General features: G+C 45.6%; 14 protein-coding genes. 4 read left to right on the top strand and 10 right to left on the bottom strand.

Annotated features, from left to right (window positions below):
* Positions 1-7: 7 nt before the first annotated feature.
* From KNO69_RS02330 to KNO69_RS02315, 4 genes are all read right to left on the bottom strand, one after another.
* Positions 8-2653 carry a glycosyltransferase gene (locus KNO69_RS02330; protein ID WP_214815823.1) on the bottom strand — a complete coding sequence of 882 codons (2646 nt, stop codon included), beginning with the start codon at positions 2651-2653 and terminating at the stop codon, positions 8-10.
* 163 nt (positions 2654-2816) lie between these two features.
* Positions 2817-4889: a bifunctional metallophosphatase/5'-nucleotidase gene (locus KNO69_RS02325; RefSeq protein ID WP_214815820.1), complete on the bottom strand. Its 2073-nt coding sequence runs from the start codon at positions 4887-4889 to the stop codon at positions 2817-2819.
* Between the two features lie 266 nt (positions 4890-5155).
* Entirely contained in the window at positions 5156-7246 is a 2091-nt protein-coding gene (locus KNO69_RS02320; RefSeq protein WP_214815817.1) for an alginate lyase family protein, read from the bottom strand.
* 114 nt (positions 7247-7360) lie between these two features.
* Entirely contained in the window at positions 7361-9451 is a 2091-nt protein-coding gene (locus KNO69_RS02315) for a heparinase II/III family protein (protein WP_214815814.1), read from the bottom strand.
* Positions 9452-9762: 311 nt separating this feature from the next.
* Here KNO69_RS02315 and KNO69_RS02310 point away from each other — a divergent pair, with 311 nt between their 5' ends.
* The 4 genes from KNO69_RS02310 (at position 9763) to KNO69_RS02295 (ending at position 14532) form a co-directional block, all read left to right on the top strand.
* Positions 9763-10206: a sigma factor gene (locus tag KNO69_RS02310; RefSeq protein ID WP_214815811.1), complete on the top strand. Its 444-nt coding sequence runs from the start codon at positions 9763-9765 to the stop codon at positions 10204-10206.
* 14 nt (positions 10207-10220) lie between these two features.
* Complete coding sequence (locus KNO69_RS02305) at positions 10221-11084, top strand: tyrosine-type recombinase/integrase (protein WP_214815808.1); 864 nt, start codon at positions 10221-10223, stop codon at positions 11082-11084.
* A 140-nt stretch (positions 11085-11224) separates the two neighbouring features.
* Positions 11225-13306: a heparinase II/III domain-containing protein gene (locus tag KNO69_RS02300; protein WP_214815805.1), complete on the top strand. Its 2082-nt coding sequence runs from the start codon at positions 11225-11227 to the stop codon at positions 13304-13306.
* 119 nt (positions 13307-13425) lie between these two features.
* Positions 13426-14532 (top strand): acyltransferase family protein, encoded by a 1107-nt coding sequence (locus tag KNO69_RS02295; protein WP_214815802.1) that lies wholly within the window; start codon positions 13426-13428, stop codon positions 14530-14532.
* Positions 14533-14933: 401 nt separating this feature from the next.
* Here the strand turns inward: KNO69_RS02295 and KNO69_RS02290 are convergent, their stop codons facing one another.
* From KNO69_RS02290 to KNO69_RS02265, 6 genes are all read right to left on the bottom strand, one after another.
* Entirely contained in the window at positions 14934-16877 is a 1944-nt protein-coding gene (locus KNO69_RS02290; protein ID WP_214815800.1) for a hypothetical protein, read from the bottom strand.
* A 1285-nt stretch (positions 16878-18162) separates the two neighbouring features.
* Complete coding sequence (locus KNO69_RS02285; protein WP_214815797.1) at positions 18163-19953, bottom strand: hypothetical protein; 1791 nt, start codon at positions 19951-19953, stop codon at positions 18163-18165.
* A gap of 885 nt (positions 19954-20838) precedes the next feature.
* The gene (locus KNO69_RS02280; RefSeq protein ID WP_214815794.1) at positions 20839-21099 is read right to left on the bottom strand and encodes a hypothetical protein; all 261 of its coding nucleotides are present in this window, start codon (positions 21097-21099) and stop codon (positions 20839-20841) included.
* Position 21100: 1 nt separating this feature from the next.
* Positions 21101-21370, bottom strand: coding sequence for a hypothetical protein (locus tag KNO69_RS02275; RefSeq protein ID WP_214815791.1), 270 nt, complete (start codon positions 21368-21370; stop codon positions 21101-21103).
* A 38-nt stretch (positions 21371-21408) separates the two neighbouring features.
* Entirely contained in the window at positions 21409-21864 is a 456-nt protein-coding gene (locus tag KNO69_RS02270; protein ID WP_214815788.1) for a JAB domain-containing protein, read from the bottom strand.
* Positions 21865-22001: 137 nt separating this feature from the next.
* Positions 22002-24662, bottom strand: coding sequence for an Ig-like domain-containing protein (locus KNO69_RS02265; protein WP_214815785.1), 2661 nt, complete (start codon positions 24660-24662; stop codon positions 22002-22004).
* Positions 24663-25126: the final 464 nt, after the last annotated feature.

Raw genomic sequence — 25126 nt, 5'->3', positions numbered from 1 at the left:
TCTCACCTCACAAGTATGCGTCAAAGTAGAGACGCTTCAATTCTTCTGTTTGTCCTGATTCATATAAGTCGACGAATTGTTTTACAATCGGCGTCTCTAATTCCATCGGACGATACTGTTCGATGATTTCATAAAGCATACCGGCATTGTCGACAAACTCTTCCGGTTTGCTTCGGCGTAAGAAGACCAAATACCACATCGAGAAGAAGCGTTCGAATCGTGTGGAACGGTATTGATCGAGTACACCTTCCCGGGCGAATGCTTTTGCCCGGGCCGTTTCCCGAATGACACACTTCGTAAAGTACTTCTTCGTGATCGTGTTGACTGTCGAACCGGCGACAGCCGCGTAATAATCATGAATCGTCAAGTCGAGAAGAGCGACGCGTCCTGCGCTGAGGAACATCTCTTGGAAGAAGAGCGAGTCTTGCCCGACCGCACCGATGACCTGTTTCAAATCGTGCTTCTGGATGAAGTCTTTTTTGATGACCATCGTCTGGATACTCTGTACCTTGAAGTTGTGCTCGAGCAAGTACGCTCTCGGGTCTTCGATGACGCGAACACCATCTTTTTCAAGGCCGTCTAGCTCAATCATGGCCTCACGGTTCGCAAGCTTCAACATACTTCCGACTGCGAGGTCAAGCGCGTCATTCTCTTTCATGATACGGAATAGTTCCGCATAGCCGTCGTTGACCGCTTCATTGTCCGGGTCAAGGAAAGCGATGTACGGTGTCGTTGCCAATTCGACGCCTTTGTTTCGCGGACGCGACGCACTGCCGCTGCCTCCGTCGTTGAATGAGTACGTGTAGACGTTCGGATACTTCCGCACGAGGCGTTCGATATAGCCGATCGTCTCTTGGTCCGTCGAACCGTCGTCGACGAGCCAAACCTCCATGTCTTCAAACATCGAGCTACGGCGAAGACTAGAGAAACATTTGTTGTAGAGATAACGACCGTTGTTATAAATCGGGACGATCATTGAAAGCGCATAGTCGCCCGGTTCATTCGGGACGAGTACGTCATCTGCCGCGAGCAGTTCGAAATGATCGATGGCATAGCCTTGTCCCTCGATACGCTGGTCGTCCCGAAGCGTCTCAAGCGACAGGTGGCTTGCCGCAAACATCGTTAATGCGACGTCATCGTATCCCTCTACGAATTCATGTACAACGTCCTGCCCTTTCGTCACGAAAGCGACGTCCGTGTATTTGAAGGCGTTGACCATATCCTCTACATAATAGTCGAGGTAGTGATAACGGTCGTCAAATACCGTCACGAAGTCGGCTGTGCGTAAATCGACTTCTTGTAAATCCGCTTCTGCGACAAAACGTTTATGCGGATACGATTGGCGCTCGAACTGCTCACGTGTCGCCGTCACGTCGCCGCGACCGATGACGAGGACGTCACGACGGACTTCGTGGTGAATGCCGAGAACGAATAACATTTCGTTGAAACGATCATAAATTGTATGGTTCGAGAAGATGGTGCGGACACCAGATAGTTGATGCTCGAGACGCTCTTCGTCTGTATCGAACATTTCTAAAATCCCTTGTGCATCCAATGCGCTCGTCGCGATGAATACGTTCGGGAAATCGTTGTTGACGGCCACGTTGTAGTTCGTCAAGACGAGTTGTCCCCGTGCCTGTGCCTCATAGATGGCTTGCGCACTCATCGTCGGACTGTTTTTCACTTCATTGACGTGAAGAATCCAGTTCGAGGTTTCTTTCAACGCCTCGATCTCCTCTTGGTCCCCATGGACGAGGACATCTTGAAGTGATTTCGGTGCGAACGACACCTTCGATTCATCCGCTTCGCGAATCACATAAAGAGACTTATTCGCATCACGAACACCTTGTGCGAGTGTCTCCAAGTCTTTTGCAAAACGTTGTACCGGGAAACGGTTCGTGACGACGACCGAATCCGACTGAACACGCGTCATCCCGATTGGATTGAAGCGAAGTGGGTCGATTCCCGGACGGATGACAAAAACGCGCTCATGTCCGGCTTCTTCGATATAATCCGTCACACGCTCCTCGTTTGCCGTAAAGATATAGTCACACTGTGCGGCGAGTGAGGAGAAACGATCGTAGTGATTCGTATCGAGAGTAGTTTCAAACACGACACGAACATCAATTTGTTTGGCTTTGCGAATCAAATTCTCCAACCAGTGACGGGAGTGCGAACGCGGTGAGCCCATGTGGTGGAATGCGGTCGTCTCATCTTCCACTAGCGCGGCCGAGATGAGAAGGAAATCAATCTTTTCGATTTCAGCCAGCTCTAAGAAGCCCGTCACATTCTCAAATAAATGGACATGACAAAGCCGCTCTAACTCTTTCGCTCGTTTAACAGGACCGACGAATGCCACTTGTACGTCCGCCTTCTCATAAAAATTGCTCCCATTCGATGCGATACGAGTCACATCTTGTTTCGGGAGTCGCGCTCGAGCTGATTCGAGTTCCGTTTTTAAGGTAGCTTGCTGTTCTTCAAACAATTTATCGTCAAGACGCGGGCGTTGTGCCTGTCTCGACAATGAAGGAAGGTCCTCAAGGGTGATCAAGTCATCTCCGTTCAATGCTTCTCTCCGGTCGACCCGTTCTTTTTCTTCTTTCAACCACGCAATGTGCGCTTGCACATCGCGCAGCGTCGCTTTTACATCCATACGTCCGCTCCACCTTTTTTAAGTAATCAGTATTTCTTCATCTTATCGTATCTTAACAGAGTTATATGTCGGTCGCAATTTGATGACAAATGTACACGCCTGAGTTTCCTATAAAAAAGACGGACCCATTCCTGGATCCGTCCGAAAGTAATCAATGATTGTCTTATTCAGCTGCGTTGACGTCGACGATACGTCCTTCAACAGCAGGTGTGACTTCTTCGCCGAGGCTGATCAAGTGATCGCGGAAGTTTTCCCAGTCGATGAGACCGAGGTCATTGACGCGACCGTCTTTGAATGCCGTTTCAAACTCAACATAGTTGTCTCCACCTTGCGCTGTGAAGAAGTTCGTTGCGACTTTGTAGCTCGTCGCGTCTTCGACATCGACAAACTCTGTGCCGTTGTTGTACTGCAAGCTAACGATGCGCTCGCCAGCCGGTTTTGAGCTGTCGAACAATACTTTGAATCCAGATACGTGGAGGAATCCACCGTTCTCGATTGGGTAAATGCCAACGCTACGCTCGAAAGCAGCTTTTAATTCGCTACCTTTCAAGTCCATGATGGCAAGCGTGTTTCCGAATGGAAGTGTCGTCAACACTTCACCTGTCGTGACAGGACCTGCATCGATTGATGCACGGATTCCACCACCGTTTTGAACAGCACCGATGACAGCAGAATCATACTCTTTCGCTTTCGTGAGCATACCGTCTGTAATCAAGTTACCGAGGGCTGTTTCATTTTTACGGACACTCGGTGCTGTTTCGTCACCTTTGTCACGTGGGTTATCGAGTGGAGCTGTGAGCGAGACACCGATTGGGTCTTGGCTGATTGTATCCACGACATCTTTAAATGGTGCGAGCAACTCGACCGCGTATGGATCTGGTTGAAGTGCTTTCACATCAATCAAACTACCCGCATGTTTGATGACTTTTCCATCCTTGTCGAACTCGACATCAACCGTTCCGAGGAAATTGCTGTATTGGTCCGCTTGAACGATGACCGTTGGCTCTGTTTTTCCTTCTGTGATGAGGACCGGAGCGCTCAAACGAGTATGCGTGTGGCCACCGACGATGATGTCGATTCCATCTACGTTTTCAGCAAGCAACAAGTCGTTGTCGAACGCCGGGTTGTCGTTATACCCAAGGTGTGAGACAGCTACGATTTGATCGACGCCCATCTCTTTGAACGCGTCGACTGCTTTTTGTGCTTCTGCGATGTAGTTTTGGAATTCAATTGGGCCTGGGCTAGCGATGGATGCCGTCTCTTCTGTTGTCAAACCGAAGAATCCGACCTTCTCGCCATCCACTACTTTGACGACACCTTCATAAAGACGACCGTTGTACGCTTTTTGCGAAACTTCGTCACGGTAGAGGCTCTTCATGTATTGGTCATTTGCATAGTTGACGTTCGAGCTGACGAACGGGAAGTTCGCATAGCGGACGAAATCAGCAAGTTCTTTATGCCCTTGCTCTGTACCGAGATCGAATTCGTGGTTACCCGGTACCATCAAATCGTATTTCATGTAGTTCATGAGTTTGAGGTCAGCTTGACCTTTGAACTCGTTGAAGTAAAGTGATCCTGAGAAGACGTCCCCTGCGTCGATCAAGAGGCTGTCTGGCTTCTCTGCACGGATTTGCTTGATGGCTGTCGCACGTTTCGGTGCGAGATCGAGTGCGGCGTGCGTGTCGTTCGTGTGCATGATCGAGAGCTTGTATCCTTCTACTGTATAAGGAACTTCAAGTGTGATCGTTTTACCACGGTTTGTATATGTAGCCGTCGCGACGAATTCGCCGACTTCACTCGTGTCGATTTTGCTCCAACGTACTGCTTTTTCATACGTCCCACTTGCGAATTTCACTTGTTGCTTCACGATGCCAAGTGCCGGTTTCCCTTGTTTGAACACGAGTGGCTCGCTCGGTGGTAAAATCGCAATCGGGTGATCGAGGACGCGGACGCGTTTCTCAATGTACTTCCCTTTGCCTTTGACGATTCCCTTAGCTGTTTGGAATGTACCTAATTTTTCCAAGTTGACGCTCGATTTATACCAATGGATCGGCGCGCCTTCATATGTAGCATCGAGTGCAGCATCCAAGTCCCCTGCGTACACATACGCTGATTTCGCTTTGACGACTGGTGCTTTCGACGCAGCTTCTGTGACAACAACCGGTGCGAGCGATGCAGTCGATACGGCCGCTACAGCGAGTGCTGTGTACAACTTACGAGATGATTTCTTTGTCATGTCCAATTCCCCTTTCAGATTTGCGAAGAGGACACACAAGAGAAAGCGCTTACACCATTCGACTTTTTACTTACCACGATTACCCCAAAGTCGTCCGTTTTTCCCTTATATGTACAAATCGCTCTAGTTCTAACGTAACGGAAACGCGTCCAATAAACAATCACAAATTGAAGATTTTTAAGGTTTTTACAATTTCCACAAAAAACGATTCCCTCATTATGTAAAGGACGACATCACTTCGTGAGAGCGTCGTGACGTTTTGTCCTTTACACGTCACGACTTTCCTCACACGGCACATGAATGACATGCTTCCCCCCGTTTTCAATCCAATACGAGACGATGTACACCCCATCCCGCTCTTCGACCTTCGTATCGACGACACGCTTCCCGGTCCGGTCTAGTCGAATCAGAGTCAAAAAGCGAACTTCGCTACCATGTTCAATCGAAACGACTTGCTGGCGGGGAGTCCACTCCAAATCACGCATGGATACATGGCTCAGTTCAAGTGCCATATAAGCCTCTTCGCTTTTTAAAAGCTGAATGAATTGAATGGCTCGATTCGAGGCATCTTTAAATCGAACGTTGTGTTCTTCTGGTGTACCCGATACCAGGTCCAAACCGGGTGCCAGATGGAAGCGCTGGACAAAGAGATCCGCTTCCGGCGCGACAATCCGATCAAACACGACAAGCGTTCGCGCCTTATCGTACACGACATGCCGAGTATGAATGGCCTCTTTTCCAATCAGACGGCTCACTCCGGTCGCCGTCATCTGTTTCCGCGCCTCTTTCACCTCTAGGATTCCGCTCTCTCCGATTCGCTCGATCGACAAGTCGAGCTCTTCTCCGAGTCGATGTACCGTATTGTGCGCCGCGACACGTAGTGCTTGCGCACGCTCAGGTCCGTCCACATAGCCATACCGACCGGTTTCGACGATGAAATCCCGCCCCAATCCATATAGTTCGAGACTCAAGTCGTCGGCATGTTTATGTGCACCCCCATGGTATCCCGCTGTCATCAGAATATAGGTGGCGTCACGAAACGGACGCTTTGCATGGTGCCAATATTCACGCATGACCGCATATTGAGAGCCTAGATTCGCCAGCAGTTCTTCTGGGCATTGTCCTTGTGTCCCTCCACTCATGGCAAAGGCTAGTTCGGGAAACGTTTCAATCCGAGGAATTAAACGGCTTCCGCGAAGCTGTCCTCCCGTATCCCCCACGATCGGCAAGGTTTGGTTCGGTTTAATGAAATGCAAGAGGCGCTTTGGCATCCGGTCGATGCGTCCAATCCCTTCCGGCAACGTGAATCCATTTAAATCGGCCCAGTCTCTAAATCGACTTAGCGTATGGTACACGTAAACGTGATAGCCGGGCGAGTGCTCCAAATGGGTCCCGTCCTCCGAAAGGCAAATGTCGAGTTGCTTATTCAACCGCGCACGCGCAATCCTTCTCCAATCCGCACTGCGATCAAACTCCGGAAAACAGGAAGCAATCGCAAACAGTGCCATATCTTGAAAGAGCCCATGGTTATGGAGCGGACGATAAAAGGTAGGGGTCGCCAGTAATGTCGCATGTTCATATAACAGATGTAACAAGCGGCACGTCACACGGGCATCATGATGGATCGGTGCCTGGCGATACGCTTCAAAGAAACGGAGTATATGGAATACTCGAATCGCCGTACCGTGCGCATGGTATGCTACACGCCCCCGCGGACCGCCATGCAGCGGATGATGGCTCTGCCAGCTATCGATGATTTGGTGTGCATAGTGCAAGTATCTTTCGTCTTGCGTCACCTCATAGGCATGAGTCAGTTGATTGACCGTCGTCAAATAGTGGAGTTGGAAAAGGAAAGAGTTGTTGTTCACAAGTGGTAACATTTTGTTCCAATCGAACGTCCGAACATCACGGACGGTCAATGTATGCGGAAGCGATGGGATATACCATCTTCCGCTCAACGTCTCTTCTGCAAAATGAACCGCCTGTTCATCACGGATTTGTTCATAATGGTACGAAGCGAATGTGCGCTTTTGTTTCATATAGTCACGGACGAGCAGTCGCTCCATCTTGTCCGTCAGTTTGATTTTCGAGAGAGGTTCAGTCATGAGGAGCATCACGTCCGTCGCGCGGACGAGTGCTTCCCTTCCTTCTCTATGGACAATATAATATCGACCGTATGGACGGATGAGCCGTACCGTCTCAGTCGTCTCGAGCCGACTGTCTGGCACCATCCGTCTTCCCTTCCATTGATAACACATCGTCCCTGCCGAGATGACGACGTCCCAACCATCGCTCGCTTTCCCCGAGAGCGAACCCCGAAGTTGAGCCACGATCTGTTTTGCATGTGAATGTTCCATTCGTTCCCTCACTTGTCAGTTGTTCTACTTGAAAATTCTACCTTAGCAAATGGTGGGATTCAACAACTACTCTCATCGTCCACGTAAAAAAGCCTGGCAGTCGCCAGGCTTCAATCATTTTGGAACGTCGAGAGTATGGGTCTCGCCGTTGGAAAGTGTATAGGTGAGTTCATACTGATTAGCTTGTTCCTTGACCGCCGTGTCGACAATCGAGGTGTTCGTCCGGTCGATCCGCATGAGTGTGATGTAACGCACGTCCGTACCGTATTCAATGGAGACGACTTGCTCGCGAAGCGTCCACTCCGCATCACGAACCGAGAGATGACTTGGTTGAACGGACATATATGACTCTTCGTCCGTCTCGAGTTGCATCAGTTGAATCGATCGACGGCGGCTGTCTCGGAACGTCACGTTCTGTGCCTCGGTCGTCCCTTTATATAGTTTCAGACCCTCTCCGAGGTGGAAGCGCTGAACGAACATGTCCGGCTTCGGTGAGGTGATGCGGTCGTAGACGACGAGTGTTTTCGCCTTGTCATAGACGAGGGTGCGGCGATGCGTTGCCCCTTTCCCAATCAACGCGCTCTCTCCGATGGCGACGCTCGTCTCTCCACGGTCTTCGGTCTTCACGATACGGCTCCGACCGATCATGCCTTTGCTTAAATCCAAGTTTTCCCCGTATCGGTGGACAGTGTTATGGGCCTCGACTTTAAAGACTTCCTTCCGTTCCGGTCGTGCCGAATAACCAAAGCGACCCGTCTCGATGATGAAGTCACGCGCCAGTCCATAGAAGTCGATGCTCAAGTCATCGGCATGCTTGTGGGCACTGCTATGATACCCGGCTGTCATCATCACTTGTGTCGCACCCGAGAACGCCTCAGGTGGACGCGACCAATATTCGCGCATGAAGCTGTATTGGTCCCCGATTTGCTTCGTCAACAAGGTCGGTGCCACGCCCTCTGCCCCTCCGCTCACCGCGAAACTGAGCTCCGGATATTCGTTCGTCTTTGGAATGATGTTCATCCCTTGAAGGTGCCCCGTCGTGTCACCGAAGATTGGGAGCGTCCGATTCGGCTTCAACATGTAGGTGAGCTGATCCGGCATCTTCTCGATATAGCCCGAGCGTGAAGGCAGAACGAACTGGTTAGCCTCGGCCCATTCGATAAAGCGCGATAACGTATGATACACATACACGTGATATCGAGGTGAGTGTTCAAGGTGGACCCCTTCCGGCGAGATGCTGTGGGCGATTTGCGCCTGGAGCCGCGTGCTGGCGGTCGATTGCCACGCCTTACTCCGGTCAAACTCAGGGAACGTCTGGGCGATGGCGGTGAGCGCCATGTCTTGGAAGATGCCGTGGTTATGTTTCGGTTTGTAGAAGTCGGACGAGGCCAAGATCTCCCCATGCTCATACAATGTTTTCAACATGAGCTCGGTGAAGGCAGGGTCCCGATAGAGTGACGTCTCTTTATATACATCCCAGAAATTCAACAAATGGAACACACGAATCGCCGTTCCTTGGTCATTGTATCCCCACTTGAGTCGTTTGTAGTTATAGGCCGGGTGTGCCTTCGTCCAACTTTTGATTAGTCGTTCGCCATATTTCAGATAGGCGAGGTCACCCGTGTCATTGTACGCTTGCGTCAACTGATTGAGGACCGTCAAGTAGTGGAGCTGGAACGGGAACGAGTTGCTGTCCACGGCCGGGACGTCCTTATGCCAGTTGAACGTGTCGATGTTTGGGACCGACAGATTGTTCGGTTTCGTCGGGATATACCAGTTGCCGGCGAGCGCCCGATCGGCGAACTGTTTTGCCTGTTCTGTCGACAGTCGGTCATACTCATACGGGATATGGGACTCGGTCTGCCCCATGTATGTATGGACGAGCGGACGGTTTGTTTTCGATTGGATGCGTGCTTTCGTCAACGAACGGGCCGGAACGACCTCCGCCTGGCTTTTCTTGATATAGATCCGTTTGCCGCCGGACATGGCAAGATAATACCATCCGGACGGGCGTACGATGCGGTATTCTTTCGTCGTGTTCGTCTTCTGTAGTGGGACCAGTTTTTTCCCCTTCATTTGGTGCAGCGTGGTCGACGGAGCGACGCGCACGTTGAAGTCCGAGTTGGCCGAAGCCGTCGTCATCGGTGCGAACAGGAGCATCCCGCTCAACATCCCGATGGATAATCGTCTATACAAAGGTTTCATGATTTTCCTCACATTTCCGGTTTGATTTCACTCTGTAAATTATATCCATTAAACGAATGCTAAACAACTAAAACTTGGATATCATTTACCTCTTGATCAAATCATCACCTCACATCCTCCCATAATGGTTGTTATAGAGAATCGATGCTTCCGATGGATAAGGGATACGGGTTGTGCCATACAGCATTTCCGTGCTGTATCTGATTTGGGCTGACGAAATTTCAACGTTCGTGAGGTGCGAAATCTGCATAACAACCATTATGCTGTATCCACCTAGGAAACTTGAGACGCGCGCGGGAAAGCAGCCCACCATGCCAGATACTAACGAACAAATCAAAGAGTGGGAGCCGATGATCTTTTACGTCATCCGACAGCTCCATCTCCATTCGAACGAAGTCGACGATGCCGCCCAAACGGCACGAATCGCCCTATGGCGCGCCCTTCAAGACGGCAAGACGTTAGGGAAAACGTACTGTTTCATCCGTATCCGCGGGGCCATCCTGAACGAACGGGCCAAACAGGCGAAGACGCTCCAACATGAGGTCGCGAGCGAACGACTCCCAGAACAAGTCGACCAGCGCGAAGTGCCCCTCTCGCTTTGGCTAGACGACAAGCGATCCACTTTACCAAATCGCCATTTCACCTTACTCTGCCATATGCTTCACGGGACCGAGGCATCGCTCGGGTACTCGCCGAGTCGACTACGCGCCTATAAGGCCGAACTGCAACGGATGCTCCGTGAGGACAACGAGTAAGAGGAGACAGGAAGATGACCTTACACATGAAAGACGCCGTCGCCCAGCACATCCACTATTTACGCATGACCGGAAAATCGGACAACACGGTCAGCCAGGCGACCTATAAGTTTGCCCGATTCGAAGCCATCATGGGAGAAGGCAGAACGCTCGACGAATTAAAAACGAGGCAAGACGTCATGCCGTATATCGACACGCTCCGTTCGGAAGGCTGTCAACCGGTGACCATCAACAACTACTTGAGCGCTCTTCGCGGCTTATACGATTGGGCCATCGCCGAGCATCTCGTCACCCATAACCCCTTTCATCAGTTACGGGTGAAAGTGACCGAGCACCATTCAGCGGAGATCCCCTCCCCTAGACAATTGTCCGCTGTCATCGATGCCATCGACGTCCCGTTGTATCGTACGTTTTTAACCGTTCAACTCCATACGGGCATGCGGATCAACGAGGTCCGGCTGTTAAAACTCGATGCGATCGATTTGCAGGAGCGGTTACTCTATGTCCGAGAATCAAAGACGGGAAAGCCCCGGAGAATCCCGTTGAATGACAAGATTCACTCCGTCCTCTCCACCTATCTCGATGAGGAGCGACGTCCCGTCGACTCACCCTATGTGTTCCCGTCTGCACGAGGTGCCTTGATTTGTAAGACGACCATCAATCGTCACCTGACGACGGCTGCCACAGAAGTGCTCGGCTATCCTGTCACGTCTCATACGCTCCGCCATGCGTTTACGACGCACCTTTATGACAAAGGGGTCATGGAGACGACGTTATCTGAATTACTTGGCCACTCCGAGCCGAAGACGACACGTCGGTACATCCGCGTCCGCGAGAACCATCTTCGCGATGCGGTGGAACGGTTGACGTTGGATTAAAGAACATACGAAGAAGACCGACCTGTGAGTTAGGTCGGTCTTCTTTTTACAATAAAGATGATATAGAAAATTAAGGGAATAAACGCACCTCATGGTATACTTTGAAAAAGAAGTAAATCCAAATTTATTGAGGTGTATGCATGAAACGAATATTACTCGTCCTCGTCTTAGTAGGGGCTTGGGGCATGACCCCGACAGACTCCGTCCAGGCTGCGACGAACCCTTTCGATATCCGCTCCATCCCGAATGCGACCGTCTATGAAATGAAGAACGGTCGATTGACGAAAGTGGCAGCGTATTCGACAACGAAACGCTACACAGCCGTCAGTACGTCCGGCTGGTACTACATCGCACTGAGTCATACGAAAAAGATCTACATAAAGAAAAGTCAGGCCAAGCTCTTACTCGGTGACCCACTCACCGCTTCGAATTTGAAGTCGAGTGGAACGGCACGACTCGCGCATGAGTATATGAAACAGATGCCACTTCACGCGCCATATGAATATGAAAAATTGACACCTGCGCGCGCCGTCGACTACGCCAACCGTGCGATTCGTGGGGATTGGTCGATTCCGTCCAAACCATATCAATTGTCCGTCCCGAACGTCGATACGTTTAACTGGCACCGGGACATCCCGAGCTCGTCGAGCAATTCCTATCCGTTCCAAATTCATTATTTGACGGTGCTCAATCAATTGACCCAGGCATATAACGAGACCGGCAATACCGCTTATTTGAAGTACGGGGTACGGGTCGTTAAAAGTTGGACGAAAGCCCATCCGATTGCGAACTACAAACAGTACCGTTGGCCATATAACGACCACGGCACGTCGATCCGGACGTTCCATCTCTTGAATTTTTGGGATGCCTATAAATCTTCTTCGCTCTATAAAGATACGGCGTTCACCGGTCTGATGTTGCGGACGCTCCACGACCATGGCACGTTACTCGCGACGTCTAGCTTCTATAAAAATGATCACAATCATGGGATATTCCAAGACATGGCGCTCACCGCCATCGCGCAAACGTTCCCACAGTTCGACCGGAGCAGAACGTGGAAGACGCTCGCAGATAGCCGCCTCGACAAACAGATCCGCCACAGCATCACGTCGGACGCCGTCCATCTCGAGCATTCACCCGGCTATCAATCCTATATGTATCATGTGCTCGACCGCTTCCTCATCTGGGCAGAAGCGAACCGTTTCTCACTCCCTTCGAGCATGGCACGGGTCGAACAGATGCCGAAGCAACTGACGTATATGATCAAACCGAACGGGACACTCCCGATCTTTGGGGACACGTCCGGTGTCAGACGGAACACCTCGATCATTCCGCATATCGAGGATTTCCCCGAGCTCGTCTTCGCCCTCACCCAAGGGAAGGAAGGGACACGTCCACCGGTCACGGCGAAACGGATCAGCAACCAATACAGCTTCATGCGCGAATACTGGGCATCTCCACCTCGCGCGTTCAATCAGGCGACCCAGGTGATGATGACAGCCGGTTATCACAGCAGTGCCCACAAGCATGCCGATGACTTGAGCATCGACCTGTACGGCCTCGGCCGCGACTTCATCATCGAGACGGGTCGCTACGGCTATACGAATCGCCCCGAACGTCAGCGCGTCTTCGGTGTCGATGCCCATAATACCGTCCACCGTGACGGGGCGAATCTCGACCTCCGCTCCACGATGCGTGGGAAGAGCAACATCAAGACCGTACAAAATCTCGGTTCGACCCTTCTTACGATTGGGGAGAGCCAGCTCATCGGGAACGGGGCGACGCATCGACGGACGCTCGTCTACGACAGAGAACAGACGCTCATCGTCTACGACCGGATCAGTTCACCCGCAACTACGAAGTTCGTGCAACGGTTCCATCTCGCCGAAGGTCTGAAACTCCTTCAGAGTTCGATGGCGACTCAGAACGTCGTCTACGGTGATACGAACGGACGAACGATCCAGCTCATGCAGCTGAACCTTAAAAATTCATCGATGCGCAACAGTACGAGCTTCGTCGCCGTCGAGGATTACGAATGGAAGCCGCGTCCACAAGTCATCTCGTATAATACCGGGAAAGACGTGCGCTACCTCACGCTCATTCGACTCGACCAGTCGAAGACGACGATTCGGTCGGCCAGTGTGAAAGTGTCCGGTTCGAGCTACATCGTGACCTATACGCTCTCGAACAAAGAGACGAGACAAATTCGCGTGCCAATTTAACGAGAAGTATATTTTAAAGTTTCAACACAAGTGTCTGAATCAAATAGACACACCGTCAACACCTTGATAGATTGTTTGACGAAAAGAAAAATAGGAATGTATAGAGGAGATTACATCAGTTGCAGAAGCTAAGTTTTTTAGATGCCCTTCGCGGTTATGCCATCCTCGGGGTCGTGTTGACGCACTCGACACGGTCCCTTCAACAATTGCCCGATTGGTTATACCATATCGGGATACAAGGGTCGCGCGGCGTCCAACTCTTTTTCATCGTCAGCGCCTTCACGTTGTTCTATTCATTGGAGCGCTATACGGTATCGCGCCAGATTCCGCTTCAGGACTTCTACACGAAGCGCTTCTTCCGGATCGCACCGATGTTTTACGCCGCACTGCTCTTCTACTTAAGTTTTGATCTAATCAATCAATTCATCGGGGTTTCGACGGCTTATCCAGACGTGACACTTTCCCTCTTGGTCTCGACGTTGACGTTCACGAACGTCCTGCATCCCGAGTGGTTATTCAGTCTCGTGCCGGGCGGTTGGTCAATCTCGAACGAATTTTTATTTTATGCATGTGTGCCGTTCCTGTTCAAATGGATCAAGACAGCGCGTCAAGGGATTGTGTGGACAACATCGACGCTCGTACTCAGCATCGTCCTGCACCTCCTGACCGAACAGAGTCAGCCATTCATGGACGTGAAGAGTTTCGCCTTTTATTGGTTCCCGAACCAGCTGCCGATCTTCTTGATGGGGGTCACGTTGTATCTCGTGTGGCGCGACCAATCGTGGTCCGTACGAACGCACTATGCGATGACGTTCGGCTCAATTGCGTTACTTATCATACTCGGGATTACTCCGTATGATGTCTATAGCGCGTTTCCGAAACATGCGCTGTTCGGTCTCGCCTTTTGTCTGTTAGCTCTCGGCTTATCCGGCATTCGGGGACGTATCCTCAATCATCCGGTGGTGCAGTACATCGGGCATATCAGCTTCAGCCTGTACCTCGTCCACTTTTTCGTCCTCGACTGGGTCAATCATCTCTTCAACGAGACGTGGACCCAGCAATATAACGTGACGACGGTATGGATGTTGACGTTCCTCGTGACGCTCGTCGTCTCTGGCGTGATTGCGTCTGTCACATACCGGGTCATCGAGCGACCAGGGATTCAGTTTGGACGTTCAATCATCCGTCGACGACAAGAACAGCAACAGCGAAAACAAACTGCATAAAAAATAAATTCTCTACTGTCAGCTATACAAGATGTATAGCTTAAAAAGACGAAATGGCTCGAATCCTTAATTTGATAGGATTCGAGCCATTTCGCTTTACATTGAAATCATATACAGGCGTGTGATGCCATAAATTTGTGTCGTTCTTTCGTATAAGGCAGACAGTAAACCTTCAGTCGTACAAACTCTGTGCTTAAAAGAGTCTCTTCTGTTCGAGCTTACTCGCTGCGGACTTGACGTCGAAATTTACAATCACCTTTTCATAGAACCTCTATGCACCTCCCAATTCGTAGCTGGGTTTTCGTCTGACTGTATGTTTTGGGAGGAACTTCATTTTACAAGAGGAAAGCCCTGTAGACTTTTATATTCATTTTGAATGTTGTACTTATTTATATTATTCATTATTTTTTTGGTGAAAAATAAGAGTTCCCCACCTCTAATATTCTCATAATGTGATCATAGTCTTTTTCGGAAATCTCATTATTTGCAAACATGTTATTTAGTATTGTAATTAAAATCTCTACATCAAACTGATTTGTCTTCAATGTTCCATCTGTTTTTGTGTTTGTACTGAATTTATGACAAAGAATCAATTTTGTTTTTCCGGGAGACTCCCGAACCATTTTAAATATCTTAAATGTTCCGTCTTTTGAAAGGTCAAATTCAAAATAAGTTAGATTTTTCTCACGTCCCATATATCCAGTAATACTTATAGTTATTAATATCAAGCTTGAAACCACTTGAATTAAATGAGTAGACAACCAAAGAAAGTTTTTATTCGAATGTGGAATTAATGCTTCGGGAAAAGACACGTTAAAAATAGCAACTGAGAAGGCATATTCGATGTTCTTCCAAAACGACGATGATAGGATACCGGTACACATCTTAAATTCTACATTTGTATAAATAATCAAGTGGTTTAGCATGTATATCGCAGAAGCAAGAATTGAAATCTCAATTACGCTTTTTATTGCTAACCAAATACGATCTGTACCATTTAGAAAACTATTGTTATATCCTTGTTCCGTTAAATCTCTGTAAAAAGCTTTTCCGATTTCAAAAGTTCTCAAGAACATGCGTAAAAAAATGGCCCATACTAAAAAATGCACTATAAATAATTCTAAAGTATCTGTCAAAACGAGTTTTATTATTATATTGGCAACAATAAAAATAAATATTCCAATGATAAGATTGTTTTGATTTCTTAACTTTATATTTGTAGTTCTTGCATTCATTAAACTTTCCGAGTAACTTCTTTGGTTATTAGTGAAGACTTTTATTAAATGAATCAGTTCAGAGAGGTGTTGACCATCTTTAATTTTTTTAAAAGAATTAGAAACAAAAATTCTAAAATCACGACTATCTTTTAAATCTAGATAGTATGATTCTTTGATTGAATTTCTCTTCATATTTGGTCGGACAAATACCACATGTGCATTTCTTGAAAATTCTTTCAATAGACCGTTAATTTTACTTACATCATTATTAAAGAGCATATTGATTAAAGTAATATTTTCAGAATTTCTTTTTGATTGCTCCGCTATTCTATACTCTATAAACAAAAGATTTTTAATGTAATCCCATAATTTGGAGTCTTCTTTTTTAATAGCATCTTTTATGAAAAAGTATAGTGAAGATAATACATAAATAATAATCCCTATAATAATTATTAATGCTCGTTCATCTTGTCGGAAGTCAATAAATGCACTTGATACTATGAACGAGAATAACAGCAAAATAATGAAATAAAAATTTTTTGTAATGTCATATCTCCATAAGAAACTTAAGACACTAATAAATAAACTTATTGCTAAAGTATAAACATAATAATCTAATCTTACCGAGTAGTCACTGCTATTAAAACTTTTTAGAAGTACAAGTAGAAACATAATAGTACTAAAATAGACAAAATTAAAATCTAAAAGAATAAATCCAGTAATTATCAAGATTCCTGCAGCTGAAATAAACCAAGAAAAAGGTATTGCGGGCAATGAGAAATCTGTGCTAAGAAATCCAATTACCATAAAAAGTGTTATATGTACAAATAGACCTTTATGATATTGAAGAAAGACTTTAACAGAAACAGTTAATGCGTTTCCATGCGGTAAAAACCAAGATCCATCTAGCCTTGAAAAAAAACTCATTACATAAAAGAAAATGTATTGAAGAATTACAAATCCCAATAAATAAATTACATAATCAGTTTTATTTGAAAAATCAATAATATTTATTTCATTCAAATTATCCTTATGTGTAATTTTCAAGAGAAAATATGAATATGCAAGCATCATGAAGTAGAAAACAATATAATAAATGATTGCACTAGCTGTACTTTTTTTGTTCATTAGTTTAATATCCAATCAGTTTATTGTAAATTTTGATTCACATATGACTATTCACAGAATTATATACAGTCTTATAGAATCTTATCCTATAATCTAATCTGCGTATTTCTAGTAACTTTATCCGATTTAATCGATTGTTGATTGAAGACTAAACATCACCTCGTCCCCAGTTCTCATTTCCAAAATATGTTCTATCCTCAACAACATCATAAAAAGATACTTTCATGTACAGATAAAAGAATACTTACAATAGCACTCGCATAAATTAATTTATTTGGAAAAACTCTCTAACATACGTCTTTTCAATATCTCTAAAGAATAATTTTAAGATGGCTTAAAATATCCCATTTTCACCTAAAACTCTATTAATATTCGTCTTCAGTATTTTTATTGGTCCTGTTTTTCTCAAGCTGTTATTGATATTTAATAAGGATATATTAATTGTATATATATGCTACTTTTAAATTTTAATTGTAAATTATCGTATTTACCTATATTAAAAAACGTTTTTCGATATAAAGCTCAACCTAACTTTAATCGAAAGAAATATTGCACTAAAAACTATACTTAGTCAGATTACTTCACTCTTTCAAGAACAAGCGCATTTCTGAGAAAACAACTCACCATATTTCAATTCAATATACCAAAAACAATACCTGAACTTGACGTCGACATTGAACAATACTTGACACAAGATTGGCGAAGTCGCTAAAGTGTTTTTTTGTTTTGTACGATACAGTTTTTAGAGTCTACCTCCAAACGTTGGCAACTTTCTTCAATAACTTTAACCATAACTAATCTAATCAGTTCTCTTCTCGCCGGTTGTAAGAATAGGTCGCCATCAGCTTCGTTCCTCAGTCCTGCTTAGATGGTTATGATCGGACAATCATGGCGCCCGATAAAGATCAGGGGACATCCAACTCCCCTCTCGGATGAACGAGGATCGCGTTCAGACTCCTGATATGAAAGAATGACAGACGTTGACGGGGACGGACTAATTCTTCGGGTCGAGACTAACGACGAGGAAATACTCCCAATCAAGCCCCTTCAAGAATTCTTTCATGAGCGTATAGCCGTCATCCGGTCTGTGGATGGTTCGGCTCTTATAGCGGACACCTCCTTATTTGACGAGTTAGACGCTGACGATGTCGACACGTTTTGCAGATTGATTCTGTTTCATCGTTTCTCCTCCTTTGGATATAAAAAAGGAACTATAGATAGCGAAAAAATCGCCTCCATAGTTCCCTTTCATCACTTTAAACTAAGCAAGTTAGTTTAATTAGAATTATTTTGTAATTACATATGAACCTGTGACAACTTTATTTCCTTTAGCATCCGTGATGATACTAGCAGGAGTTGCATCATTTACAACTTTAAGTGTTAACGTTTGTGCGTATTCAGCAGATGACAAATCATCTTCTAAAGTAATGATATAAGAAGTTTCGAAAGCTGTTGGTACTGCAGCTTCTGGAAGAACAGTGAATGAAGCACCTTCTGGTTCTGCAACTGTCCCAACAAGAACATCAAAGCCAGCTTTAGAAACATCAGAAACTTTTACAGCTTCACTGAATACAACTTTTACTTTGTTAGCAGCAATCAATGAAGTTGAAGTTACTACTGGTTTGATGTTTTCAACAAAGTATTTTGTAGTGTTGTAAGCATCCATTGTTACTCCAGCACTACTCTTCACTCCACTTACAGAAACGTTGCGAAGACCATCGAGGTTGATTGCATTATCTTCGAATTTGATTTCGACTACGTTGTTTGGAAGCAACGTTGCTGACTTGATAACAGCACCGTTGATCATGTAATTTGCTTTGTTCGTTGCCGTTGCACCGTCTAAAGCACGATCAAAAGTAATTTGAAGAGTGTCGTTATCGATAACATCGATACCGTTGCTAGCTACTTGTGGAGAAGTTTCAGCAGCATCCGTTGTAGTAACAATTGATGGTTTACTTGTATCAGTATCAGCACCACGTGTGAATGAAATTGATGTCGCTTCTAAATCAACATTTGATTTATCTTCGAATCCTGGTGTAAGAGTAATTGTATACACAGCACCTTCTTGGACATCCGCAGCAGAACCACTAGCTGGTGTGAACTGTACAGTATTAAGGGTAACTTTATACTCAGTGTCGTTCGAACCTGAAACTGCAGTTAAACCACTAAGGTCGATTGTTCCATCAACAGTGACAAAGTTTTTAACTTGACGAGCGTTCAATGAAGATAAAGCAGCTTCTTTATCAACACCTTCGTTGAAAGTAAGGTGTAAATATTCTACTCCGTTGTCTTTCTTAACTACTGAACTTACAAGTTTAGGAGCCACAGTATCTGCTTTAAATTCAATTACGCGTGAGAAGGCAGCGTTTTGCTCACCTGAAAGATCTGATACCGCATTTACTACTAACCCAACTGCATGAATCCCAGCAGAGAGTGGCGTTCCAAGTTCAACTACATATTTAGTCTTGTCTGTTGAGTCCTGAGTAACACGAGCTTCACCAGCCTCAAGCGCCGCGGCACCTGCTGAAACATCAAGCAATGATCCGTTATCGATTGTAAAGTCAGCTCCATTTAATCCTTGGACTTCTTCGCTGAATTTAACTTCGAACTTGTTAAGACCTAAAGCAGAAATTGTTGAAACTGTAGGTTTTGTTCCATCAAGTTGACCTTTAGCGAACTGAACTGTTGTTGGGTTAGGGCTGATTAAGTTATTTGCAAAGTCAGCTGCGCCTACGATAGTTGCAGTGATTTGTGCACCTGCAGCTTCAGCACCAATTTGAAGATCAACGTAGCCTTTAGCAAGGTTAGCTGTGTTAGGTGTCACAGAAGCTGTAGAACCGTTCGCTAGTTTGAACGTCCAGTTACCTGCACTTGAAAGTGGTTCAGAGAAATAAACACGAACGTCAGAAGCGTTAAGTTTTTCTACTGAAGTTACTGAAGGTGCAGTTGTATCTGAAGCTACAGATACATTCGAAATAAATTTCGGTACAAATACTCCAGTAGTAGTCTTAACAACGTCGCCACTTACAGTCAAGACGTATTTAAGATTGTTCAACGAACCTGAGTCTACATTCACAATGAGTGAAGTCTTATCTGAACTTAATTTTGCAAGTGATGAACCTGAAATCGTTGCCGCTCCAGTACCATCTACTTTCGCAAATGTAAGAACACCAGTTTTGAGAGTTCCATCAGTGTCAAGGACAGATGCAGCATCAATTGCTTTGTTGAATGAGATCTCAACTTGTGCCGCGTTAATCGCCTAAATGTAACGAGCAATTCCCTGCCTATTTACCTCCCGAAACTTGAGTACTATCAATCATCCGTAGACAAAATAGGTTTTTATACGAGTGAAATCCATATTATTTGTTGACGAGCATAGGGAAAAACGAGTGAATCTCGACAAAGAAAAAATCAATTCTCATCCCGTCTCCCCGTTTGTCCCCCTATTATACATAGATTAAATTTCAAGTCTCACTTTCAAATCCCGTTATCCCGAAATTCCCACCCCACGGGACTCAAAGAGAGTCCATGGGGTTAACTGACTATCTCCGTATCACTTAAAGGTATGAAGGAAGGACACTCCTAAGTACATCGGGACTACGGGGAATCGGGTATTCCTTTGCCAGTCATAGCTCTGTTTGCGGGAAATCGCTCCCGCATCCCGCTGAATTTAAACGTATATAGAGGAAACTCGTCATCTGAATTAAATGCTAAGCGCTATATTGCATCCTGGTTTGAGCGCAATTGAAGTAACAATCTTCGTTATGTAATTCCTCTCGTATATCCATCATTGGCATCTTGCACCCTTTCCCACTCACGACAGTTCTATTGTTCTGTCGTGAGTCTAATTGATGAGAACGTGTCTCTTTCCCTTCTAGTCCATAACTTTTCCAAAGACGCTCACTTTTTGACGACTTCTGTCGTGAGTTTTTGGTCATCCTGTAGCACTTATGTCGTGAGCTCAGTTGTACGATTCGACCATGCGCTCGAGATGGTCGAGGTAGTCACGAGCCACCTGTCGGTATAGCGGTGTCGGGATCGATTCGATATAGCGGCGCACCTTGTCCCCGTCCACATCGATTTCTTGTGAGACGTTTTCGGCAAGCAAGATCTCGATTACCTCCTCCTGTTCGAGTAGATCGCCATGATACATATCTGTCGACTCGTTCACTTCCCGATAGTACGTCTCCCCGTCGATGATCAATCGATGAAATGTCGTCATGTCATCCCTCCTCTCGTTTCGCCAGTAGCTTCTTTTCGCCGCACATCAATACACGTAAGACAACTTGTTTATCCGAGACCCGTCTTCCGACGAATCCGGTCCACTCTTCTCTAACTTCATCCGTCACGATGTGCGTCTCGAATAACAGTCGCTCGGGTAGTCCTTCTCGAAGTGACAAAGGGACATACATCTCGTCGACCTCGTCGAGGTAGAGGGTGAATTCCTCCATCGACCATGTGTCTGCAATCGGCCGTTTTCCTGATGCTTGCATCGCTTCGAATAACCAATCTCATACTTCTTCTGACAAGTTCATAGATGACCACCCTCTCGAAGTGAACGATACGTCTCATCGCCGATAATCAGATGGTCGAGCAGATGGATGCCCATAAGCTCACACGCCTCTTTTAGACGTTTCGTCACCTCGATATCTTCTCGTGACGGTTCCGTGTTCCCGCTCGGGTGGTTGTGTCCGACCATCACGGCGGCCGCGTTCGATAAGATCGCGACCTTGAACACCTCTCTCGGATGGACGAGGCTTGCGTTCAGACTACCGATATGGCAGACGTTGAGGGAGACGGGCTGATTCTTCGTGTCGAGGCTGACGACGAGAAAGTGTTCACGGTCGAGCCCATCCAAGAACTCTTTCATGAGTGTATAGCCGTCATCCGGTTGGTGGATGGTTCGCCCCTTATAGCGGATACTCCCTTCTTTGACGAGTTTGATGCTGACGATGTCGACACGCTTTGCAGATTGATTCGGTTTCATCGTTTCTCCTCCTTTGGACATAAAAAAGCACCCTGAGCCGCGATGGTCAGGGTGTATCAAAGGAATAATATATATTTGAAATTAAAAACAACGCCAATCATTATGATATGGCGTTGTTTTATGATGAATAATATTGATTAGCGTGTAGCTGTTACTACAGTTCCAGATTTAAGAACGTTAGAATCAGCATCTGCCGCTGTTGCAGTATTGTTCACTTTCACTGTGATTGTACCAGTTGCAAAGCTGTAACCAGCAGGAGCTGCAATTGTGTATTCCCCAGGCTTACCAGAAACTGCAACAGCAGTATATCCAGTAATCACTGTTCCATTAATAGCAACCTCTAAGTCTGTAGTAGCAACAGGTGCAGCAGCCAATGCTTCGCTGAACTTAACGTTAAGGACATTAGAAGCATCTACCTTAGCAGATTGAAGAACTGGTGCAGTATCGTCTACAAACGATTCAGCACGAGTAGTCTCATCCATAGCTACTCCATTTGTTCCTTGAATACCTTTCACAGTAAGCAATTTAACACCTGATGCATCAACTGTACCAGCAGGAAGTTTAATAGTTACTTGTTGTTTAGTAGTATCAAGGTAGATTGCACTTGTTGATGGAATTGTTACCCCGTTGATTGAGTAGTTAGCATAATCTGTAGCAGATCCAGCTACATTTCCACCTTTAACTGGCGCGCTAAAGTTAAGGACGATTTGACCTTTAGTAATTGTTGCTCCAGCTCCACCAGCTAAAATTGAAGGTTTTGTAGTAGCAACACTATCAGTTACAGTAAAGTTCACATTCGAGATTGCATTAGCATTTGCAGCAAATGATTGGTCAGAGAATGTATTTCCTAAGACTGTAAGTGTGTAAGAACCATTTGGTAATTCACTTGTATTAAGTGTTAAAGTATCTTGACCAGCATTAATATCAGAAACAGTAAGAACTTCAGTAGTTGCAGCATTATCGGCTGTCGCAACATTGTAACGGACTCCGTTACCGTCAGTGACGTACATATTAGGTGCGTACACTGCTGCTGTAGAAGCGCTTAAAGCCTCATCAAATTTAACAGTAAGTCGATCAGTAGTAGCGTTATAATTAGATTCTTTTACTACTGGAGCAGAAACATCTTTGTTAAGTGATACGTTTTGTACGTATTTAGTTCCTACATTTCCTTGAAGATCTTTGTAACCTTCCAATGTAACTGCTACAGCAATAGCTTTTTCGCCAGTTGCATAGACAGTAGAAGGAAGAGCAATTTCAAATTTACCGTTTCCACCCACTGGAGTAATAGAAGATGGAGCTACAGCAATTCCATTTTTAGTTACGTTAAGTGTAGTTCCATTTGAAAGAGCTGCAGATAATGCTTCAGAGAATTCTACAGTAATTGTATTCTCATTTTTCGCAGAAACTGATTTGACTACAGGAGCCTCACTCATGATGTTGTAGACAAATGATCCGCTATATAGACTCATTACGTTTGGCGTAGAAGCAATATCTTGAGCAGACGTAACGATAATCTGATATGACTTTCCTTTTGTTAAAGAAAGACCTGTTACTGTCGCGAATTCACCGCTCGCATCAACAGTTACGTTTCCAGCAGCAACTGTAGTTCCATCGATTACCACCGAAGGTTTGACAGAAGTATCAATTCGTTCTGAGAATTTAACTTTTACATCTCCATTTTCCAATGTCTCAACACTAGAAACTGTTGGTTTAACCGTGTCATTGAAGAAGATAGTCTCAGTATGCTCAGCAATCGTGCGAGTAGCGTCATTAGCATCCTTAATTAAATCTTTCTTAACTTTTAAAGCATATGACTTGTTGTTTACTAATGCTGTACCTAACTCAATGACAACTGATTTTTTGTCTGATTGCAAAGTAATAGTGTCTGCAAGAGTCAAATCAGCACCTTGCAATTGATAGTTAGAAACGAGCTCTGCTGAAGTTTCGTCAACTGCTTTGTTGAAAGTAACAAGAATTTCTTTAGCGTTAATCGCCTTAACGTCTTTAACCATTGGCACTTCAACAACAAAGTTCATAACGTCAGTCTTCACTTCGCCTGAACGGAGGATGAATGAGTGGTTACCTGCAGGAAGTTTACCAGACTTAACTGAAAGTTTGCCGTCTTTAACTTCTGCTTGAACAGCTGGAAGAGCTGCGTTCATGTCGCGGTTAGCGTACACAACGAGTTCAACTTTTTCGCCGTCTTTGAGGTTTTTCACGTCAGCAGTTACTGAGAGAACGTCGTCCATAACTTCGCTCTTCACTTCAGAAAGTTCTACTTTCGAAGCAACTACTTTGTATTTAACTGTTTTTGTTACAACGCCGAATGCTTTGTTAGAGTAAGTGAATGTTCCTTCGAACTCTCCAGCTTTCTCAGTTGAGAAACCAGCGTATGTGACAACTTTGTTGTATTTCACGCCGTCTGCGAAGAGAACTGGCTGAATACGAAGACCTGATGCAGGAACGCCTTCTTCGAGGACGATTTCTTCAGGTTGGATATCTTGTGCGTGGTTCAAGACGCGAAGTTTTTTCTCAACGCGGATGCCTTTGCCTTTTACAAAGCCTTTAGCAGTTTGGAACACGCCAAGTTTGTTCATGTCTACTGACGATTTGTACCAGTAGATCTCGCTACCTTTGTACTCTTTGTCAAGTGCCGCGTCGAGGTCCCCGCCGCGTACGTAGTCCGATGCAAGTTGGACTGTTGTTGATGCTGCGTCTGCTGTGATTGCAGGCGCTACTGCTGATGCTGCTACTGCGAACGCTGCCGCTGCAGTAACGAATTGTTTCTTCTTAGCCATCTGATGTAAATCCTCCCTTAGGTAGATAGGTTTTTCTACCGTCCTCGCCCAACCGATCTCGTTCGGAGTCATGTATCCATAACAATGAATAAAGTACTAATGATTATGTAACCGACTCTTCTTTAGACCGGGCGTTCTCCCCCGGTAGAAGTCTTTGCAAGAATCATCTTGAACAATTTACCAAGACTGTTCTTGGAAAACCTTACATCCATAATATACATAACACTTCCAAGCGACACAAGCGTTTTTTTTCGCAAAAATGGTAACGTTTTTGAATTTTGGAGATTTTAGTTTAATTCATTTTTGGATTTACCTTTTTTGGAAATGTCGAAACACGTCGATTTTTGTTGATTTCATGCGTTTTTCGCGGAAATAATAGTTGAAAACCATTTTTATACCATTAATTACCTTTAGTATTTAATTTACAGTGGCGATTCTCAAAGTCCAATGTTTACCTTAGTTAT

It is taken from the genome of Exiguobacterium sp. s131 (genome assembly GCF_018617345.1).
Taxonomy (GTDB): Bacteria; Bacillota; Bacilli; order Exiguobacteriales; family Exiguobacteriaceae; genus Exiguobacterium; species Exiguobacterium profundum.
Note: the sequence above shows the minus strand (reverse complement) of the source record. Positions and strands in the feature narration are given on the sequence as shown.

Bases quoted from the DNA above. Each gene is read 5' to 3' on its own strand.
- KNO69_RS02320 (WP_214815817.1), bottom strand. From the start codon at position 7,246: ATGGAACATTCACATGCAAAACAGATCGTGGCTCAACTTCGGGGTTCG.
- KNO69_RS02275 (WP_214815791.1), bottom strand. From the start codon at position 21,370: ATGCAAGCATCAGGAAAACGGCCGATTGCAGACACATGGTCGATGGAG.
- KNO69_RS02265 (WP_214815785.1), bottom strand. From the start codon at position 24,662: ATGGCTAAGAAGAAACAATTCGTTACTGCAGCGGCAGCGTTCGCAGTA.
- KNO69_RS02315 (WP_214815814.1), bottom strand. From the start codon at position 9,451: ATGAAACCTTTGTATAGACGATTATCCATCGGGATGTTGAGCGGGATG.
- KNO69_RS02290 (WP_214815800.1), bottom strand. From the start codon at position 16,877: ATGAACAAAAAAAGTACAGCTAGTGCAATCATTTATTATATTGTTTTC.
- KNO69_RS02330 (WP_214815823.1), bottom strand. From the start codon at position 2,653: ATGGATGTAAAAGCGACGCTGCGCGATGTGCAAGCGCACATTGCGTGG.
- KNO69_RS02280 (WP_214815794.1), bottom strand. From the start codon at position 21,099: ATGACGACATTTCATCGATTGATCATCGACGGGGAGACGTACTATCGG.
- KNO69_RS02310 (WP_214815811.1), top strand. From the start codon at position 9,763: ATGCCAGATACTAACGAACAAATCAAAGAGTGGGAGCCGATGATCTTT.
- KNO69_RS02300 (WP_214815805.1), top strand. From the start codon at position 11,225: ATGAAACGAATATTACTCGTCCTCGTCTTAGTAGGGGCTTGGGGCATG.
- KNO69_RS02270 (WP_214815788.1), bottom strand. From the start codon at position 21,864: ATGAAACCGAATCAATCTGCAAAGCGTGTCGACATCGTCAGCATCAAA.
- KNO69_RS02305 (WP_214815808.1), top strand. From the start codon at position 10,221: ATGACCTTACACATGAAAGACGCCGTCGCCCAGCACATCCACTATTTA.
- KNO69_RS02325 (WP_214815820.1), bottom strand. From the start codon at position 4,889: ATGACAAAGAAATCATCTCGTAAGTTGTACACAGCACTCGCTGTAGCG.